Below are 20,585 nucleotides of genomic sequence, written 5' to 3'. Positions count from 1 at the left end.
TTAAAACATTCATTTGTACGGGCGAAAGATTTTTCGCCCCTACGCCATCTCATCATCAATTCAAAATCTTAAAAACCATTTCCCGCATCAGATCCCCATGAGTTGCCAAAGGACCGACATGCATACCCTTGGATTTGAGATCATACTCCCGCAACACAGCAAGCACATCGAAGGTCTTGCGTTTGTTAAAATTTCGAGCAGCCATATCATAATCCTTGGTAAAAAAAGGACTAACCCCCAAAGCTCTGGCGACAGATTGCGAAGATTTATCGCCTAGGTAGTGGTATTTTAAAATTTTCGTAAAATATCCCCCCAATGATCCAAGTACCACCACGAAAGGATTGTTTTTGGGGTTCGCCTCAAAATAATCCACGATCTGAAAAGCCTTTACCGCATCACGTTTGCCTAAGGCATTGTTCAGTTCGAACACATTGAAATCTTTGCTGATACCGATATTGTCCTCCACATCTTTCAGCGATATCTCCTGCTCCCGGGACACATTCAGCAATAGCTTTTGCACCTCGTTGGCCACTTTGGAGAGGTCAGTACCCAAATATTCAGCCATCAAAGCAGCTGCCTGCGGATGTATGCGGCCGCCCTCGCGCTGTACCTCTTCCGTGATCCAGGCTCCTATCTTGTTTTCGTAAAGCTTTTCCGATTCAAAGGCCACCCCGATCTTATCAATCTGCTTGTACAGCTTGGTTCTCTTGTCGAACTTGCCATGCTTGTAAGCCAGTACCAAAATGGTTGTCGGCGTGGGATTTTCCACATATCTGGTAAACAATTCGTCCTCGGCCTTCCACTTGAGGTTCTGGGCCTCCTTGACAAGGATGACCTGATAATCGCTCATCATTGGGTAACGCTTGGCCGCATTGATGATCGTCGAGATGTCCGTATCTTTGCCATAGAGCACGGTCTGGTCAAAGCCTTTCTGTGCCTCCTGCAATACCGTATGCTCTATACGGTCACTGATCAGGTCGATATAGTAAGCCTCTTCTCCATGCAATAGGTACAACGGTTTAAACTTTCGTTGCTTGATATCCGACAGTATGCTGTTCACGTTCATCCTGCTGCGAAATTAATCATTTCTGTCGAAAGAAAGGATATTTATGTAATGGTAGAGACACAATGCATTGCGTCTCTACTGACGGAATACGCAATACACCTATCGCAATACACTATAATTTCCTTATCTTTGTACATGTTTAGGCCGACACCGTTAAACTTGCCTTCCTATCCATTGAAACTCAGACGCATCAAAGAGAAAATCTACGTTTTCGATGAATTAAGAAGGAAAAATTTACTTCTTACCCCCGAAGAATGGGTCAGACAACATTGGATACACCATCTGCATACATACAAACAATATCCAAAGAGTCTCATGCATATTGAGGGGGGGATGACGCTAAACGGCCGGCAAAAAAGGACGGATCTGGTCATTTACAATCAGCAGGGACAAAAAGTGCTATTGGCCGAATTCAAGGCTCCGGGCGTAAAAATCAGCCAAAAAACTTTTGAGCAGATCAGCCATTACAATATACGGCACAGGATACCGTTGTTATTGGTCAGCAATGGCATAGAGCACTTTTTTTGCAAGATCAATTTTGAGGATAGCAGCTGTGAGTTTCTCCAAGATTTGCCAAATTACATTCAGTAGACACAAAATGTTTGAATTTTTCGCAAAAAACCTTTTATATTAGTCCTTTATAATACAACATTAGAAAAACATCAAAATGAATATAGATAAAAACGAATTCAGAAAGTATGCTATCAAGCACCACCGTATCGGAAGCCAACATGTAGACGGATTTATCTCGAGGACAGCGGCTGCCATACCCACGAACCTGACACCGTACATTGTAGAAGAAAGACAGCTCAATGTCGCACAGATGGACGTTTTCTCCCGACTGATGATGGACCGTATCATTTTCTTGGGGGATGCCGTCAACGACCAGGTAGCCAATATCATACAGGCACAATTATTGTTCTTACAATCTACCGATGCACAACGGGACATACAGATATACATCAACTCTCCGGGAGGAAGTGTGTATGCAGGATTGGGCATCTACGACACCATGCAATATATCGCACCAGACGTAGCGACAATATGTACCGGGATGGCCGCTTCAATGGGTGCCGTGCTATTGGTTGCCGGAGCAAAAGGCAAAAGAGCTGCGCTAAAACACTCACGGGTCATGATCCATCAGCCATCGGGAGGAGCACAGGGAGTCGCTGCTGATATGGAGATCAATTTGCGGGAAATGCTCAAAATAAAAGAAGAATTGTATTCCATCATCGCCGAACATTCCGGACAAACCTATGAATGGGTAGAAAAATCATCTGATCGCGACTATTGGATGCGTGCCAATGAGGCAAAGGAATTCGGCATGATTGATGAGGTACTGATACCGAAGAAAGAAAGTAAATAAAAAGATGAGTAAAAGTAACAAAGATATACACTGCTCCTTTTGTGGGATTAGCAAGAATGAAGCATTGATGCTCATTGCGGGAGATGGGGCACATATCTGTGACCGTTGTGTGACACAGGCGGGAGAAATCCTGGCCGAAGAGCTCAACCAACGCAAAAACAAGTCTCTCCAAACGACACTAAAGCTGATCCGTCCCCTGGAAATCAAGCAGCATCTGGATCAATATGTCATCGGTCAGGATGAAGCCAAAAAGGTCATCTCGGTCGCCGTGTACAATCACTACAAGCGATTGAATCAAAAGACCTCTGCTGACGAAACCGAGATCGAAAAATCAAACCTGATTATCGTCGGTGAGACAGGCACAGGAAAAACGCTCCTGGCCAAGACTGTAGCCAAGATACTGAATGTTCCGTTCTCGATCGTAGATGCCACCGTATTGACCGAAGCCGGTTATGTGGGCGAAGACGTGGAAAGCATTTTGACACGGTTGCTGCAAGCAGCAGACTACGATGTGACTGCCGCCGAACGTGGTATTATCTACATCGATGAGATCGATAAGATCGCACGCAAAAGTGACAATCCTTCCATTACGCGCGACGTGTCCGGAGAGGGCGTACAGCAGGCTTTGCTGAAAATATTGGAAGGTACCAACGTCAACGTACCCCCTCAAGGCGGACGTAAGCACCCCGATCAAAAGATGATTTCGGTCAATACAAGCAATATCCTGTTTATCTGTGGTGGAGCTTTTGATGGTATACAAAAGAAAATTGCAAACCGTCTGCGGACGCAGACCGTCGGGTATAAGATGAGTGAAGAGGAAGAGGATATCGATCTCAACAACCTTTACAAGTATATCACGCCACAAGATTTAAAGAGTTTTGGCCTTATTCCCGAGCTCATCGGACGTCTGCCGGTACTTTCGTATCTCAATCCGTTGGACAAGGAAACACTTTTGAGTATCCTGACAGAGCCCAAGAATTCATTGATCAAACAATATATCAAACTGTTTGAATACGAAGGTATAGAGCTTAAGTTTGACAAGGAAGTGTTCGATTTCATTGTGGACAAGGCTTGGGAATTCAAACTAGGTGCCCGTGGACTCCGCAGTATCTGCGAAGCGATCATGTTAGATGCTATGTTTGAGATACCGACCACCAAAGAGCAGTTACAGGACAAGGTACTCCACATCACATTGGACTACGCCAAGCAGAAGTTTGCCAAGTCAGATATCAAGAAATTGAAAGCGGCTTAATTTTTTAGCACATGGTTTAAGCCATGTGCTAAAAAATTAGTAAACTATCCCCTCTCCCCCCTAAAGGATAAAAAATCGATCTTTTAATGGTCGTCTTTGGTAGGGAAAAGAGATAATCTTCAAATTTTCAAATCTTTTACATTTTCAAATTTAATCACTATCTTTGCACTGTACTTTTTTAAGTACTTCTAATCAACGCCTTTCAAACATAGGTCTTGATTTATAAAGAAGTGGCGAGAGACTGGCTCTATGACCCACTGGCAACCATCAATGGATTTGAAAAGGTGCCAATTCCTGTCCAAGGTGTATTGCCCTGGAGCATATAATGAGTTAGACTATGACACCGAGAATTATTACACATACGATGACTTTTGTGGCAACAAAATTTGCCCATCGCATCGTATTTCAAAATCATTGCTGTATATTGCGAATGCGCTAGTCGTCTCTGCGCGGAACGGTTGTTCTTTTTTTGCTGGAACAATCCATCTTGTGCAATTATACGACGACCAACCTTTGATTTTTTTTGAAAGCAACAGAAAGATATTTTTTTACCCTTAATATAAAACAACATGGCAGATTATAAAACCTTAAAATTCGAAACACTACAAGTACATGCCGGTCAGGAGCCTGACCCAACCACAGGAGCACGTGCATTACCTATCTATCAAACTACCTCTTTTGTGTTTGACAATGCCGAGCACGGTGCCAATTTATTTGCCTTAAAACAATTCGGCAATATCTATACCCGCATTATGAATCCCACCACCGATGTTTTTGAAAAACGGGTAGCGGCACTGGAAGGTGGTGTAGCAGCGTTGGCTGTGGCTTCGGGACAAGCGGCACAGTTTATTGCGTTAACAAATATTCTGGAAAGTGGTGACAATTTCGTCACAAGCTCCAACTTATATGGCGGTACATACAACCAGTTCAAAGTCTCTTTCAAGAGATTGGGTATCGATGCGCGTTTTGCAACGGATGCTGATCCGGCACAGATCGAGTCCCTGATCGATGACCGTACCAAAGCAATCTACCTGGAGACAATCGGGAATCCAAGCTACAATATCCCGGATTTTGAACAGATAGCTGCCATAGCACGTAAATATGATTTACCGCTTATCGTGGACAATACATTCGGAGCTGCCGGATATCTTTTCAAACCTTTGGAGCATGGTGCAAATATCGTGGTTCAAGCTGCCACCAAATGGATCGGCGGACACGGGACAAGTATAGGTGGTGTGATTGTCGATGGAGGAAATTACAATTGGGGCAACGGTAAATTCCCGCAGTTTTCCGAGCCATCCGAAGGTTATCATGGCTTGGTGTTCTCGGATGTCTTTGGCGAAAATGGTCCTTTTGGCAATATCCAATTTATCATTCGTGCGCGTGTGGAAGGCTTGCGTGACTTTGGTCCCGCCCTCTCCCCCTTCAACTCTTTCTTGTTGAATCAAGGCTTGGAAACCTTATCTCTACGCGTACAGCGCCATGTGGACAATGCGTTGGAAATCGCCCAATGGCTCGAAGCACACCCACAGGTAGAAAAGGTAACTTATCCCGGTTTGAAAAGCCACCCTTATCACCAAAATGCGCAAAAGTATCTAAAGAATGGTTATGGAGCTGTGCTGTCCTTTACCATCAAAGGAGGGGCAGACAAAGCCAATGACTTTATCGACTCATTGGAATTGATCAGCCATCTGGCGAATGTTGGGGATACCAAAACATTGATCATCCACCCTGCGGCAACCACACATCAACAATTACCCGAAGAAGCACAACGTCAGGCCGGAGTATATCCAGGACAACTGCGCTTATCTGTCGGTATAGAACATGTCGATGATATCAAGGCGGATCTTCAGCAAGCATTTGATAAGATCAGATAGTATAAGATAATGGGCTGTCCGAAAAGCAGTAGCTATTCGTTGTTTTTGTCATTCCGACGATAGGAGGAATCTATATTTAAAGCAGTTTTAGATCGTTATTCATTCGAGTTTGCCTTTTTATGGCATGAATGATTGCTTTGTCATTCTTCCTCGCAATGACGCGTTTTTCTTAATTTTGAGACAGTCTCTACCGTATAAAAAAAATTAAAGTATAATACAAAGAATGAGCAAAAAGCTTACTATAGGCATGTTTGGTTTCGGTGTCGTAGGACAAGGCCTGTACGACATCATCAAGACCAAAAACCTGAACCTTGAAATCAAGAGATTTGTCATCAAAAACGCGGATAAAGAGCGTAGTCTGCCGGCACACCTGTTTACGACGGATGCCAATGTGATTCTGGATGACGCCGAGATCAACACCGTAGTCGAACTGATTGATGACGCAGACGCTGCCTTCAACATTACTGCACGTGCACTCAAATCCGGGAAAAATGTAGTATCGGCAAACAAAAAAATGATTGCCACCCATCTGGAGGAATTGGTAGACATACAACATGAACACGGCACATGCCTACTTTATGAAGGAGCTGTATGCGGGAGTATCCCCATTATCCGCAATCTGGAAGAATACTATGACAACGAACTCCTGCACTCCGTAAGCGGAATATTCAACGGCTCGTCCAATTACATTCTGTCCAAGATTTTCAACGAAAACCAAAGCTACGACTCTGCCTTGAAAAAAGCACAGGAATTGGGATTCGCAGAGACCGACCCTACATTGGACGTGGGCGGTTATGATCCAAAATTCAAACTAGCTATTGTGGCTTCGCACGCTTACGGCATCTATGTCAATCCCGATAAAATCCTTAATCTCGGTATCGACAAGCTGAACAATGCTGATATCCGTTATGCCAAGGAAAAGAATTTCAAGATCAAATTGATTCCTTTAGCAAAAGAAATCTCCTCCAGTGAGGTTGTACTTTACGTATTGCCCAAGTTCATTACCAAAGACAGCCTACTGTACAATGTGGAGAACGAAAACAACGGTGTATTGGTCAAAGCAGCCTTCGCAGATGAACAGTTCTTCTTCGGCAAAGGAGCCGGAGGCCATCCTACAGGATCAGCCGTATTGTCCGATATCGCCGCCCTTCGCTATGGCTATCGCTACGAGTACAAAAAGCATCTCGATGCTGCTCAAATTGCATATAGCACAAATTACGAACTAAAAGTATATTTTCGCTACGAGAACGACAATGTATTGGAAAACATCGCATTCAACAGCATCGTAGAACGCTTCTACGGCGAAGACTCCAAATATGTCATCGGATATATCAATTTGCAGGAGATCATTGACAAAAGAGATCTGATCCATCAACCCGGCTATTTCCTCGCGGAGATATTGTAATTTATTTTTATTTTGTAGAGACGCGATTGATCGCGTCTCTACGTATTAATTTCTAGTAGAGACACAATGCACTGTGTCTCTACATTTTCTTCTCCCAGAAAAATTTTACGCATGAAAACAGCCTTAGCAAAACCAAGAAAATTCATACCTGAAAACCTGAAAATCCATTGGGAAACCCTGGAACCTCTATTTTTGGAACTTAAGAACAAAGAGATCAACTCTTCGGACGAATTGTTGAGATGGTTACAATACCGCAGTGAATTGGAGGCCGTACTCAGCGAAGACTACGCCTGGCGGTATATCCGCATGACCTGCAATACCGCAGATCAAAAACTGGTCGAAGACTTTCAGTATTTTGCGACAGAGATCGAGCCCAAGATGGCTTCCATCAACAATGATCTGGACAAAAAACTAATCAGCAGTCCCCATATCGATAGCCTCCGCGGAGAAGGCTATGCAGTCTATCTGCGACAGGTCAAAAAATCACTGGAAATTTTTAGAGAAGAAAATATTCCTCTTTTTACCGAAGTACAACTCAAACAGCAGGAATACCAAAGTATTGTCGGCAGTCTTTCGGTAAACATAGATGGCAAAGAGATGACGCTACAACAGGCCTCCACCCTATTGCTCGAAAATGATCGAACCAAAAGAGAACAGGCTTGGCGCATCATCAACAATGCCAGACTGGATAAAAAAGAGCAATTGGATACGCTGTTCGATCAATTGGTCAGACTGCGTCACCAAATTGCACGAAATGCCGGTTTTGAGAACTTCCGTGATTATATGTTTACCGCTATGGGACGGTTCGATTATACTGTACAGGATTGTGAAAAATTTCATGATGCAGTCAGAGAAGTCGTCGTACCTGTTTTACAACAGTTTGCCGATGAACGGAAAGATAGTCTAGGACTCGATACACTCAGACCTTGGGACATGTCCGTAGACCCGGAAAATCTTCCTCCCCTCAAACCATTCTCTTCGGGAGAAGAGCTGATTCACAAGACAGAAGAAGCTTTTCACAACCTACACCCCTACATCGGGCAATGTATCCGTACGATGCGTGAAAACAATCTATTCGACGTAGAAAGCCGTATCGGCAAGGCTCCGGGTGGATACAACTATCCACTCTACGAATCGGGAGCCCCCTTTATCTTCATGAATGCCGCAGGGACGCTGCGGGATCTGACCACAATGGTACATGAGGGAGGTCATGCTCTACATACATTCATCAGTGCCGACTTGGCTTTGACACCCTTTAAAAACGTACCGAGCGAGGTGGCTGAACTAGCATCTATGTCTATGGAGCTAATCTCTATGGATCAATGGCATTTGTTTTTGACCAATCCGACCGACTTGGCCCGAGCTAAGCAAGAGCAACTTCGGGACGCGATATCGACATTGCCCTGGGTAGCGACGATCGACAAATTCCAACACTGGATATATACCTACCCCGAGCACACTGCTGAAGAAAGAAAGCATGCCTGGTTGACCATTTACAACGAGTTTGGACGAGGATTTGCAGATTGGAACGGATTAGAGGGTGCTGAAGCATATCTTTGGCACAAACAACTCCATATTTTTGAAGTTCCGTTTTACTATATCGAGTATGGTTTTGCCCAATTGGGAGCCATTGCTGTCTGGAAAAATTACTTAACAAACAAAACTGCCGGAATAGAGAAGTATATGGGGGCTTTAAAACTGGGATACACCCGCACCATTCCCGAAATATACACCGAAGCCGGTATAAAATTCGACTTCGACAGGGAATATATACGTGAATTGATCGATTTTTTGGTAAAAGAAGTTAAAAAAAACTAAATAAATTGCTTTGATTCAGTTTAATGCCTACTTTTACAAACGATCTTTTATGTATTTTTAGTTATGAGAAAGTGGTATAGCATGTTTTTCTTGACACTGTTAGCCAATTTGGGGGTGGCACAGTCCGGGGAGCCGGTAGAGAAGAGTTCTCCAGTAGGTGCCATAGTTATTGGTGCATTGTTGCTCATTGTTGTAATCTTTATGCTTTATAACAGACAAAAAAGAAAATATAATGATTAACGAAGAAGGCCGGAATCAGATTCCGGCCTTTTTTATGCCTTTAGTTTATACTTGTCCAACAACATCTGCACATCTATGGTCGGCAGTCCGATAGCCTGGGCCGTTTGAGCCAGATTCCAATTGTATTTTTTAAGTTTATGGGCCAAAAACTGCTTTTCCGCATACTCTTTAAATGTCTGGTAATCGTCCATGCCATCTATATTCAAATGCCCCCCTTCCAAATGGCCGTTTGATGCATGATTGGAGACAGAAGGATTGGCAAAATTGTACACATCCTTATCTGTAACAACCTTGCCGCTCAAAATGATCAATCGCTCCACCATATTTCTCAATTCCCGGATATTACCTGTCCATGGCAATTCTTGCAATGCTTTCATGGCCTTATCCGTAAACTCTTTGGTCGGAATATTGTATTCGCAGCATATTTCTTCGCAGAATGACTCGGCAAGCTGAGGGATATCCTCACGACGCTCTCCCAGTGAAGGTACATGGATCAATATGACACTAAGGCGATGGTAAAGGTCCATTCTGAACGTGCCTGCATCGATTTCCTTGAGCAAATCCTTATTGGTCGCGGCGATCACACGTACATTGACACTGATTTCCTTATCGCCTCCCACTCGTGTAATCTTATTCTCTTGCAAAGCCCGTAGCACCTTAGCTTGGGCCGACAAGCTCATGTCTCCTATCTCATCCAAAAACAATGTCCCACCGTTAGCCTGTTCAAATTTGCCAATTCGTTGCTTTATGGCAGAGGTAAACGATCCTTTCTCATGGCCAAACAATTCGGACTCGATAAGCTCGGATGGAATTGCTGCACAATTGACCTCCACTAGAGGCAAGGAAGAGCGATTGGATTTCTCATGCAACCAGCGAGCTACCAATTCTTTTCCAGAGCCATTGGCTCCCGTGATGAGTACGCGTGCATCTGTAGGAGCAACTTTTTCTATGCTTTCCTTGATCAGGGAGATACAATCCGAGGTGCCCAATATTTCCCGGGTCTTGGACACTTTGCGTTTCAAGACCTTTGTTTCCTTGACTAAGGATTCGCGCTCCAATCCGTTCCGGACTGTGATCAATAGCCTATTGAGATCCAGTGGTTTTTCCAGAAAGTCATAAGCTCCCTTGCGGGCAGCCTCTACAGCCGTCTCGATTGTACCATGACCCGAAATCATAATGAATGGTGTATCGGTGATTTCCCGGGCAGCTTCCAAGACCTCCATCCCATCCATTTTATTCATCTTAATATCGCACAATACCAGATCTATCTTTTCTTTTTTCAGTGTCTCCAGACCATCGACACCATTGTCCACATCCAGTACCTTATAGCCTTCGTACTCCAAGATATCCCGGAGCGAACTGCGAATAGGACGTTCATCATCTATAATTAATATTGTAGCCATACAGGAATAAATAATAAAAAGGGCAAAATAAGAAAAACCAGAAGAAAAATCAAAAAGAAGCAAACCCTATAAGCCGGGTTCTGTATCCTCCAACGAGAGGCTTTCTATCATTTATCTAGTCCCGCAATCACTCACGGGATCCATCAACCTACCCATCGCAGATCCCGACAAAATCGAGAGAAGACGAGCAGCCTTCATTCTGCGACCTATTTGGTCTTTCAACACACGAGGTTTACCGTAATGTATGTCACCATACAAGACCGTGAGCTCTTACCTCACGTTTTCACCCTTATCCCGATGAATCGGGACGGTATATTTTCTGTGGCACTTTCTGTTCCCGACAAACCGAGCGGAGCAAGCTCAACAAAGTTAATCGGGACCTTCCCGTTAGGAAGCGTGTTGCTCTATGTTGCCCGGACTTTCCTCTCTCCCGATACATCGGGACAGCGATAGAACAGGTCTGCTTCTGTTGCAAAGTTAAGAAATTTATCGCTGCCTTCTTTATTGTTTTGTTGTAGAGACGCTGATTTATCGCGTCTCCACATTTTCAGGGGGCGTCCGAAAAGCCCGACTATTCCGTTTTTTTGTCATTCTAAACGCATTGAAGGATCTAAAAACCATGTTTAAAGATGCTTCGGCAAGCCTCAGCATGACAGAAAGAATAGGGTGCACGACAGATTTCCCTTACCTCGTTTGTCGTCATTGCGAGGAGGCACGACAAAGCAATCTGACAAACAAAAAACGTAGATTGCCACGTCACTCCGCTCCTCGCAATGACGCATTTTTTGTAAAAGGGGATTTTTGCCGTGCATTCTTATTGTAGAGACGCCGATTTATCGCGTCTCCACATTTTCAAGACGTGATAAATCACGTCTCTACGTCGTGATCCAAAACATTTTACCATCTTATCGGTTTATTCAGATAGATATAGACAAAGATATGCTATTGACGTACCGTTATCATTTAGAAAAAATAAAAAGTCCATTTTGGGCATTTGCCATACACGATGGACATCATATAGATGAGCGTCTTCTCGGCTACCTATGCCTGGACGAAGAGACAAGGCTTCGGGAGGAAGACCCCTACACAGCTATTCTGGCAGAATTGCCATTCAACCGGTTTATATCAGCTACGTCACGCTTCCAATTGGATCTCAACCGTAGCAAGCAAGATGCCCTGTACCTCTCCCCTAGCCAAACCTGGGGATTGCATGTGTGGGCAAAAGATCTTCCCAAAGCTATGATCGAACAACTGTACAACAATTATGACCATGTCTTTCGCACGATAGATCAAGAAATAAAAGAGACCATCGATCGGCATAATTTTTTTGTCATATATGATATACATAGCTATAATGCCAAAAGAGAAGGCCCACAAGCCATCATTGACCATCAAAGCAATCCCCAGATCAACATAGGGACGCTACACAATCACGACAAATGGACCGATCTGACCGCACAATTCATCCGGGCCTTGCAGAAGGAGGTAGATGGAAAACCTTCCTTTGATGTCCGTGAAAACATTAAATTCAAGGGCGGATACTTCTCCAAATACATCAACGAACACTATGGAGACAAAGGGTGTGTTTTTTCCATTGAATTCAGAAAAGACTTTATGGATGAATGGACAGGACAGCTGTACCCCGAAAAACTGCAAGAATACAAACAGCTTTTGTTGCACACTATACAGACCTTAGAAAATTATTTTGCTTATGAAAGCTGAACGTAAAACTTTAGACAACCTGCTGCAAAAAATAAACACAAGGGATTCTTTTCACGTACAGATACCTATCCGAAACAAATTGGTGTTCAACAAAATAACACCCTATCTATTTGTTTATAGAGAATACGAAAAAAAAGACCCCATGCTTTCTGCACTCGTCAAATCCGAGTACAGCTACCTCATTATACGGGATCGAAATTTTGATATACCCTTTTGGATTACGCCCATTTCCCAAAAACTTGTCGAAGTGTTTGGCTCATGCCTCATTATAGAGGCTTGGGCTGCAACAGAGTCACAAGAGGAGGATGTACAGGTACATGTGGCTCGTAAAAATGCCCTGACCATAGCAGAGTACCTGGATAAACAGATTCAGACCGAAGGCCTAACCTCTTCCGTAAGGCACATCACGGGAAAAAAAGAAAAATTCCCGGCAAGTGGCTCTCCCCTGGTCAACCTCCAAGACAGAAAAAACAATCAGATACTCTATATCGGCCTTAGTGTGGATCCCTCCTATCTCACGGACAGCAGTAGTAAGGTGCTCCCTATAGTTCTCCGTCAGATTCGGGAAGCTTTATCCCGCAGTCTGTCCAAGACTTTCTTTGAATTTGTACGTATCCATACCCTAAGCAAACCCACGGAATTCAAGATAAGCCATCCCAGGGAGCTCTTACCATTGGTATGGGAAATCGACCAAAAACTCGGCAAAGAAAGCACACGCTTTGACTTCCTGCTGCTCGTCACACCGATCAACACCCACGAAGCCTGGCTACAATTCAAAAAAGACAACTATCGAAAAGCACCGACATTCCTCTATAGACCTATGCCTATAGATCCGGACATTGTCAAGAGAAACCTTTATAATCTTCCAATAGAAGACCTGTACGATCCGACCATTGCCTATCTATTCAGGGACAAAAGGAAAGAGCTGGACTGGATGATGAGTATGCTGAGCGAACGGGGCAAGGAAGGTTTCATGCTGGGCAGTCTACAACTATTTGGCAATGTGAGTGAAAAGCTCCTTGACCGAGCCAAAGCCATACTGACCATTACGGCACAAGACGAATATCCTAAAGATCGGGGAGATGACATCGTATATGCAGAAGAATTTGCGCAATTGGCACAACAGGAGATCAATTATCTTAGAGCGCAAGAACCTCAATTCAACACAACGATCAGACTGAGGGACGATATTTACGGTGTGATGGTCAACCAAGGGGTACTCAATATCAGCAAGCAGTATGCCTTGCCCCGACGACGGGTCAATGCACTTTTGCAACATGAGGTAGGTACGCATATCGTCACCTATTTCAACGGCAAACAACAACCCTTCAACCTCTTCCGTCTAGGTGTACCGGGATATGAAAAACTACAGGAAGGACTGGCTGTGATGGCAGAATACATGGTAGATGAACTGACGAATGATCGATTGCGTGTGCTTGCGGGACGAGTCGTCACTGTGCACCATATGATTGCGGGCAATCACTTTACAGACACATTTTCACTTTTGGTCGATCAGTACCAGTTTGACAAACAAACCGCTTTCCAAATGGCCATGCGTGTGTACCGCAGTGGTGGACTGACCAAAGATGCTTTATACCTGCAAGGACTGATCGAACTGGTCAGCTATATCAAGGAAGGGAACGACATCAATCTGCTCACCATGGGCAAGATACGCAAGGATTATATCCCTATTGTACAGGAACTCCTCTTTAAAGGTATCCTAAAAGCGCCGGCACTGCTACCAAGATACCTGACAGAACCGTATATCACAAAACTCGAAAAATTGAAAAACAAGGGAATATTCCAAATGATACAATAACCCTAACGCATCATTATCTATGAAAATCGCATTTGTCATCAATCAAACCCACAAGGAGGATGTCAACTTCACCACGACGCTCTTAGCACTAAAGGCATTGCAGCGTGGACATGAAGTGCTTTATATCGGCTTAGCCGATTTCTACTACGGCACTGATCCGTTGCTGGGAGCCCATGCCCGACATGTACTTCCTTCCCAACACAGTCCCGATACCGCAACCTTGATCCAGGTGCTGAGAAATACACCAAAAAAATTATACCCTCTCTCGGATATCGACGTATTATGGTTACGTTTTGATCCCGTATTGGATATGATCAATAGACCTTGGGCTGCACCTGCAGGATTACAGTTTGCCGCACTAGCCAAAAAACAGGGTATAAGGGTCATCAACAATCCCGAAACACTGACCAAAGCCAGTAACAAACTCTATCTGGAAAATTTTGATCAATCTGTACAGCCCCAGACCATCGTTACTCGCAATCACCTAGATGTGTTGCAATTTTTTCAAGAGCAGAACGAGAAAATCATTCTTAAACCGGTAAAAGGTTCGGGAGGAAAAAATGTCTTTTTGATCAATAAGGACAACATCCAAAATCTCAAACAAACGGTGGAAGCCATCGCCCGGGACGGCTATGTCATTGCGCAGGAGTACCTGCCCGAAGCTGCCTTTGGAGATATTCGGTTTTTTCTCTTGAATGGAAAGCCTATTGAAGTGAACGGAAAATATGCAGCCGTACACCGTGTGCAACAAGAAAATGAAATTCGCAGTAACCTCCATCAAGGTGCCAGCGTACAAGAAGCCTTGATCGATGATCGCATACTCCAAATGACCCAAAAAGTATCGGCACAACTGGTGGAAGATGGTATGTACTTCGTAGGACTGGATATCGTTGGAAACAAGATAATGGAGATCAATGTATTTAGCCCCGGTGCACTATACCATGCTGAAATGATACATCAGGCGGATTTTTCTGCAGCCATTATCCAAGATATCGAACGAGGACCGACATCGTAGAGACAATCAAAAAAATAACAAAAAATTGTTACGCAATCGATTGTTTTTTATTTTTTTCTTAGCTTTGTCGACTATAAACAGACTAATATGTGTGGAATCGTAGGATACATCGGACACAGACCTGCCTATCCCTATTTGATAGAAGGGTTAAAAAAACTGGAATACAGAGGTTATGATAGTGCAGGCATAGCCCTTCATTTTGGCAACTCCCTGAAAGTTTTCAAAAAAGCAGGCAAAGTCGCGGCATTGGAAGAGCTGATGAACGGTCTGGAACAAAGCACAAATATAGGTATAGGCCATACCAGATGGGCTACACATGGAGCTCCTTCCGATCGCAATGCACATCCCCATATTTCCCGTTCGGGAAAATTGACGATGGTGCACAACGGAATCATCGAAAACTATGCAGCCCTCAAAGAAGAACTCCTCAAAAAAGGATATACCTTCCACAGCGATACAGATTCAGAAGTTTTGCTCAACTTTATCGAAGATATACAGCTCAATAACAACTGCGAACTGGAAGAAGCAATCCGTATCGCGCTCAAACGTGTCACCGGAGCCTATGTGATCCTTCTGTTGTCCGAAGAATACCCGCAGACCATTTTTGCAGCCCGCAAAGGCAGCCCTTTGGTCATCGGTATCGGGCAAGGTGAACATTTCCTCGGTTCGGACGCCTCCCCGATGCTTGGCTATACCAAAGAGGTGGTATATATCAACGATTACGAGCTCGCTATTATCAAGCCTGATGAGTTGATCCTCAAAAACCTGGGGAACGAACGCCTCACCCCTTTCGTCCAAAAACTGGATATGGAACTGGCCACGATTGAAAAAGGGGGATATGAGCACTTTATGCTCAAAGAAATCCACGACCAGCCCGAAGCCATCTATGATTCGTTGAGAGGCCGTCTGGACGCCACCCAACATCAGCTCACACTGAGCGGCGTCGACTCCATAAAAGACAAACTGTTGGCCGCCAGGCGTATCATCATCGTGGCCTGCGGTACCAGTTGGCATGCCGGGCTCTTGGGCGAATACCTGATTGAAGAGCTTTGCAGGATCAATGTTGAGGTCGAATATGCTTCCGAATTCAGATACCGCAATCCTGTGATCGACGAACGTGATGTCATTATTGCCATCTCACAAAGCGGCGAAACAGCGGATACCTTGGTCGCGTTGGAAAATGCGAAAAGCAAGGGGGCTACCATCTTTGGTATTGTCAATGTAGTCGGATCTTCCATTGCTCGCTTATCAGATGCAGGAGCCTATACGCATGCAGGTCCCGAAATTGGGGTCGCCAGTACAAAAGCTTTTACCGCACAGCTGGCTGTTCTTCAATTATTCGCTCTTAAGCTCGCTCAGCTCAAGGGCTCTTTGGACGAGCGTATCACCCAAGAGTTGATGCAAGAACTATCCGAAGTTCCCCAAAAAGTCCAACACATCCTAGATACGCAGATAGATATTATCAAGAAAATAGCGTCAAAATATAAAGATGCCCGTGACTTTCTGTTTTTGGGCAGGGGATACAATTTTCCTATTGCCCTGGAAGGCGCATTAAAACTCAAGGAAGTATCGTATATCCATGCCGAAGGCTATCCAGCTGCCGAAATGAAACATGGCCCGATCGCATTGGTCGATGAGCAACTACCTGTTGTCTTCGTTGCGACCAAAGACCGTGTCCATGAAAAAATAGTCAGCAACATGCAGGAAATCAAAGCCCGTGGTGGAAAACTGATTACCATTGTTACCGAAGATGACCATACAGCGAGCAGCCTGTCGGACGACTGTGTACAGATTCCGAAAGCACACGAAATCATCGCTCCGCTATTGTCTACCATTCCTTTGCAGCTCCTCGCCTATTATATTGGTATAGAACGGGGGGCGGATGTGGATAAGCCTCGAAATCTGGCAAAATCAGTGACGGTAGAATAACAGGAAATCATCATATCCTTTGTCATTCTGAACGTAGTGAAGAATCTAAAAACAATACATTGCGATACGGACAGATTATCTTCGATGAGCACTCCGTGGTTCTTCGTTTCACGCAGAATGACAGCAATAAAACAACTCAATCCTCATCAGCAAAATAGGATAGAATAAACGATATGTCAGCTATTTCAAAAACACCGATACAACGTTTAGGCCATGATTTTATCCCAAAGGAATATCTTCCCGAAGGTCTGGACGAATACCACATCCGAAACATTCAACAAAAAAAAGAAAGGACATACCGTCAGCTCTATGCCGCAGAGATCAGCACATTGAAGGCAAACAATAATTATTGCCCCGATTGGAGCCAAGTCCTCGTCAGTGAATCTTTTTTTCCCGATCAGGTTTACAACTCCAAATTTTTCGGTCTGGTACGTATCGGCAATATGAGTCCTGTTTTTTTAGAATACAGGGATCTCCGATTGTCCTGCGGTATATACAATTCCCAGATCATCAGTTCGGATATAGGCGATGATGTCGCCATCCACCACGTACGCTATATGTCCCATTTCATCATAGGCGATGAGGTCATCCTGTCCAATATCAATGAGATGGAAACCAGTAACAATGCCAAATTTGGAAACGGCATCCTGAAAGATGGCGACCCGGAGGAACGCCGGATATGGCTGGAGCTATGCAATGAAAATGCCGGACGCGCTGTATTGCCTTTTGATGGCATGCAAGCAGCAGACGTATACCTTTGGACACGGTGGCGTGAGGACGATATCTTGCAAAAAAGATTTCAGGAAATGACAGAAAGTCAATTTTCCACCTTACGCGGTTCCTACAGTGAGATCGGAGACCGTGTCGTCTTAAAGAACTCCAATATTGTCAAGGATGTCCGTGTAGGCCCCTACGCCTACATCAAAGGTATAAACAAACTCAAAAACGTGACCATCAATTCGTCCAGCGAAGCCTATACACAGATCGGCGAAGGATGCGAAATCGTCAATGGTATAGTGGGATATGGATGTCGCATATTTTATGGCGTCAAAGCCGTGCGTTTTATTCTCTCCTCCTATTCACAGCTCAAGTACGGTGCACGACTCATCAATTCCTTCCTAGGAGACAACTCAACCATTTCCTGCTGTGAAGTCCTCAATTCATTGATATTTCCGGCGCACGAACAGCACCACAACAATTCTTTCCTATGTGCTTCGCTCCTCAAAGGACAGAGCAACATGGCAGCAGGTGCGACGATCGGCTCCAATCACAATTCCAGGGCTGCCGATGGAGAGATTGTGGCCGGAAGAGGATTTTGGCCCGGACTATGTGTGAGCCTGAAGCATAACTCACGCTTTGCTTCCTATGTCCTGTTGGTCAAGGGCGACTTCCTGCACGAACTGGATATACGCTTACCGTTCTCCCTGGTCAGCAATGATTCCTACAAAAATCAATTGGTCATAGTCCCCGGATATTGGTTTCTATACAATATGTATGCGCTCATGCGCAATACCTCCAAATTTATCGCCAGGGACAAGAGACGTTTCAAAAACCAATATCTCGAATACGACATCCTTGCACCCGATACCGTCAACGAAATATTTGATGCGCTCAAGGAAATAGAATATGCCGTAGGCAAAGCCTTTTCACCTGAAAAGGGGCATACGGACTATCGTGTCTTGGGACAAGAAATTCTTTCCAACGATACTGATATCAGCCAGCGGGAAATTTTGTTGTCTCAAACAGAATATTCCAACAGAAAAGTGGTATTGGTAAAAGTTCGTGAGAGCTATCATATATTCCGAAAAATGATCCGCTACTATGCGACCACCTTGCTTGCCGAACACTTCTATGCTCAAGATTCCATAGATGGTTTTCTCCAAAACAGCACATCCTTAAAAGAAGATCGGCTTATGTTTGATAATATCGGCGGGCAGCTCGTGCCACACCGGCATATTGACAACCTTATCACGCAAATAAAAGATCAAACCATCCGTTCCTGGAAGCAGGTACATCAGGCCTATCACTCTTGGAGCGAGGCATACCCTTTAACCAAGCTACGGCATGCCATTGCTTCTTTGGCAGAGATCACACATTTACCATTGGAACAGTGGGATCGGGATTTTATCGTTTCCTGTCTGCAAGAAAGCGTAGATACCAAAACCTGGATATACGATGAAATTCGCCGCTCTCGTGCCAAAGATTACGAAAACCCTTTCAAACAGATGATCTACAATTCCAAGGAGGAAATGGAAAAAGTCCTCGGGAAACTGGAAGACAACACATTTATCTCCGCACAACAAAAAGAGCTCGAACAGTATCGGCAGAAGGTCAGCGTGATATTGAGCAGATGAGCTTCTTAAGCACACGCTACGAGCGTGCGCTATCTTTGTCTGGCGCAAGCATTTCTTCGGAGTAGAGACGCAATGCATTGCGTCTCTACGTAAGGCTGACACACGAAAGGATTTGTGCCCCCCTCTCATGCTAGCGCACGAATCCTTTCGTGTGCTTAATATCACAAGGCACACGACGGGAGTCGTGCGCCAGCGTTAGGTGGTCAAGATGCCAGTATTGAGTTCTAACCAAATCAGATTTATGACACAAAAATGGAACGCTTTTTTATCGAATAAGCATAAAAATGGGTAACTTGTGTAAAATCAAAAACAAAGGTGATATGTCATTCAACAAAAGAAAACTGGGCAAGTATGATTTGGAAATAGTTCCTCTGATTTTTGGAGGCAACGTATTTGGATGGACATTGGACAAGGTTGGATCTTTTGCGATTTTGGATGCTTTTATGGATAGGGGATTTGATACCATAGACACGGCCAATAACTATTCGCATTGGGTACAAGGCCATGTAGGCGGCGAGTCTGAAACCATCATTGGCCAATGGCTCCAAGAACGTGGCAACCGGGACAAGGTCATCTTGATGACAAAGGTAGGTGGACGCTTCAATTATGCCGAAAAACCCAACGTGAAAGGCGCCTATATCTTGGAGCATGTAGATCATTCCCTCAAACGTCTTCAAACCGACTATATTGATTTATACCAGACCCACTACGACAACGAGGAGACCCCCGTAGAAGAAACATTACGTGCATACGAAGAATTGATCAAGCAAGGAAAAGTGCGTTACATCGGTGCTTCCAATATCAATCCCGAACGATTGGTCGAAAGCATAGATGTGGCAGAGGAAAAGAACCTTCCCCGTTATATCTCTTTACAGCCCGAATACAATCTGTTTGACAGAGCCAAATACGAAAATCTGTACAAAAATATCGCTTTGGAAAAACAATTAGGGGTCATTCCTTATTATTCATTAGCAAGTGGTTTTCTAAGTGGTAAATATCGGTCTGCCGAGGACTTTACAAAATACACCCGTGGAGAAGGCATTGTCAAGAAGTATTGGAATGCGCGAGGGCAACGTATCCTAGAAGCTCTGGACGAGGTGGCCAATGCTTACAATACTTCGCCATCCGCCATTGCATTAGCTTGGCTATTGGCGCAGGAAACTATAACCGCACCTATTGCCAGTGCAACTAAAGAATCACATATACAATCTTTTGTAGAGTCCCTACAGTTGAGATTGAGCGAAGAAACGTTAAACAAACTGAATGAGGCAAGTCGATATTAAAGATAAAGTGACGGAAGTGATGATAGTGATGTAGTT

Annotated in this window: 14 protein-coding genes, 1 other RNA gene and 1 riboswitch; of the genes, 12 read left to right on the top strand and 3 right to left on the bottom strand. The window is 44.3% G+C overall.

Annotated features, from left to right (window positions below; genetic code table 11):
- Positions 1 to 55: 55 nt before the first annotated feature.
- On the bottom strand, positions 56 to 1,066 hold the full coding sequence (holA, locus tag G5B00_RS10335; RefSeq protein ID WP_163874566.1) for a DNA polymerase III subunit delta: 1,011 nt from the start codon (positions 1,064 to 1,066) through the stop codon (positions 56 to 58).
- 135 nt (positions 1,067 to 1,201) lie between these two features.
- Here holA and G5B00_RS10330 point away from each other — a divergent pair, with 135 nt between their 5' ends.
- The 6 genes from G5B00_RS10330 to G5B00_RS10305 all read left to right on the top strand — a co-directional run bounded on the left by G5B00_RS10330 (position 1,202) and on the right by G5B00_RS10305 (position 8,784).
- Complete coding sequence (locus G5B00_RS10330; protein WP_163874563.1) at positions 1,202 to 1,657, top strand: type I restriction enzyme HsdR N-terminal domain-containing protein; 456 nt, start codon at positions 1,202 to 1,204, stop codon at positions 1,655 to 1,657.
- Positions 1,658 to 1,733: 76 nt separating this feature from the next.
- Positions 1,734 to 2,432, top strand: coding sequence for an ATP-dependent Clp endopeptidase proteolytic subunit ClpP (gene clpP / locus G5B00_RS10325; protein ID WP_163874561.1), 699 nt, complete (start codon positions 1,734 to 1,736; stop codon positions 2,430 to 2,432).
- 4 nt (positions 2,433 to 2,436) lie between these two features.
- A complete protein-coding gene (gene clpX / locus G5B00_RS10320) occupies positions 2,437 to 3,684 on the top strand; it encodes an ATP-dependent Clp protease ATP-binding subunit ClpX (protein WP_163874558.1) in 1,248 nt (415 codons plus the stop codon).
- 217 nt (positions 3,685 to 3,901) lie between these two features.
- A riboswitch (SAM riboswitch) is annotated at positions 3,902 to 4,013 on the top strand.
- Positions 4,014 to 4,253: 240 nt separating this feature from the next.
- On the top strand, positions 4,254 to 5,561 hold the full coding sequence (locus tag G5B00_RS10315) for an O-acetylhomoserine aminocarboxypropyltransferase/cysteine synthase family protein (protein ID WP_163874555.1): 1,308 nt from the start codon (positions 4,254 to 4,256) through the stop codon (positions 5,559 to 5,561).
- A 223-nt stretch (positions 5,562 to 5,784) separates the two neighbouring features.
- Positions 5,785 to 6,966 carry a homoserine dehydrogenase gene (locus tag G5B00_RS10310; RefSeq protein ID WP_163874552.1) on the top strand — a complete coding sequence of 394 codons (1,182 nt, stop codon included), beginning with the start codon at positions 5,785 to 5,787 and terminating at the stop codon, positions 6,964 to 6,966.
- A 111-nt stretch (positions 6,967 to 7,077) separates the two neighbouring features.
- The gene (locus G5B00_RS10305) at positions 7,078 to 8,784 is read left to right on the top strand and encodes a M3 family oligoendopeptidase (protein ID WP_163874549.1); all 1,707 of its coding nucleotides are present in this window, start codon (positions 7,078 to 7,080) and stop codon (positions 8,782 to 8,784) included.
- 272 nt (positions 8,785 to 9,056) lie between these two features.
- On the opposite strand, the gene G5B00_RS10300 is transcribed toward G5B00_RS10305, so the two are convergent.
- Positions 9,057 to 10,427, bottom strand: a complete 1,371-nt coding sequence (locus G5B00_RS10300; protein WP_163874546.1) for a sigma-54-dependent transcriptional regulator — start codon at positions 10,425 to 10,427, stop codon at positions 9,057 to 9,059.
- 53 nt (positions 10,428 to 10,480) lie between these two features.
- Positions 10,481 to 10,893: RNase P RNA component class A (rnpB, locus tag G5B00_RS10295), an RNA gene on the bottom strand.
- Positions 10,894 to 11,309: 416 nt separating this feature from the next.
- Between rnpB and G5B00_RS10290 the strand changes: the two genes are divergently transcribed.
- The 6 genes from G5B00_RS10290 (at position 11,310) to G5B00_RS10265 (ending at position 20,549) form a co-directional block, all read left to right on the top strand.
- Positions 11,310 to 12,149, top strand: a complete 840-nt coding sequence (locus tag G5B00_RS10290; protein WP_317168845.1) for an N-formylglutamate amidohydrolase — start codon at positions 11,310 to 11,312, stop codon at positions 12,147 to 12,149.
- Positions 12,139 to 13,968, top strand: coding sequence for a flavohemoglobin expression-modulating QEGLA motif protein (locus G5B00_RS10285; RefSeq protein ID WP_240894454.1), 1,830 nt, complete (start codon positions 12,139 to 12,141; stop codon positions 13,966 to 13,968). The genes G5B00_RS10290 and G5B00_RS10285 overlap by 11 nt, the downstream gene beginning before the upstream one ends.
- Positions 13,969 to 13,987: 19 nt before the next feature.
- Positions 13,988 to 14,983, top strand: a complete 996-nt coding sequence (locus G5B00_RS10280) for a glutathione synthase (protein WP_163874543.1) — start codon at positions 13,988 to 13,990, stop codon at positions 14,981 to 14,983.
- 87 nt (positions 14,984 to 15,070) lie between these two features.
- Positions 15,071 to 16,912: a glutamine--fructose-6-phosphate transaminase (isomerizing) gene (glmS, locus tag G5B00_RS10275; protein WP_163874540.1), complete on the top strand. Its 1,842-nt coding sequence runs from the start codon at positions 15,071 to 15,073 to the stop codon at positions 16,910 to 16,912.
- 173 nt (positions 16,913 to 17,085) lie between these two features.
- On the top strand, positions 17,086 to 19,266 hold the full coding sequence (locus tag G5B00_RS10270) for a DUF4954 family protein (RefSeq protein ID WP_163874538.1): 2,181 nt from the start codon (positions 17,086 to 17,088) through the stop codon (positions 19,264 to 19,266).
- A 320-nt stretch (positions 19,267 to 19,586) separates the two neighbouring features.
- Positions 19,587 to 20,549, top strand: coding sequence for an aldo/keto reductase (locus G5B00_RS10265; protein WP_163874536.1), 963 nt, complete (start codon positions 19,587 to 19,589; stop codon positions 20,547 to 20,549).
- Positions 20,550 to 20,585 lie beyond the last annotated feature (36 nt).

It is taken from the genome of Parapedobacter sp. SGR-10 (genome assembly GCF_011030405.1).
Taxonomy (GTDB): domain Bacteria; phylum Bacteroidota; class Bacteroidia; order Sphingobacteriales; family Sphingobacteriaceae; genus Sphingobacterium.
The sequence above is the reverse complement of the archived record's forward strand: the minus strand, read 5'-3'. Positions and strand labels throughout refer to the sequence as shown.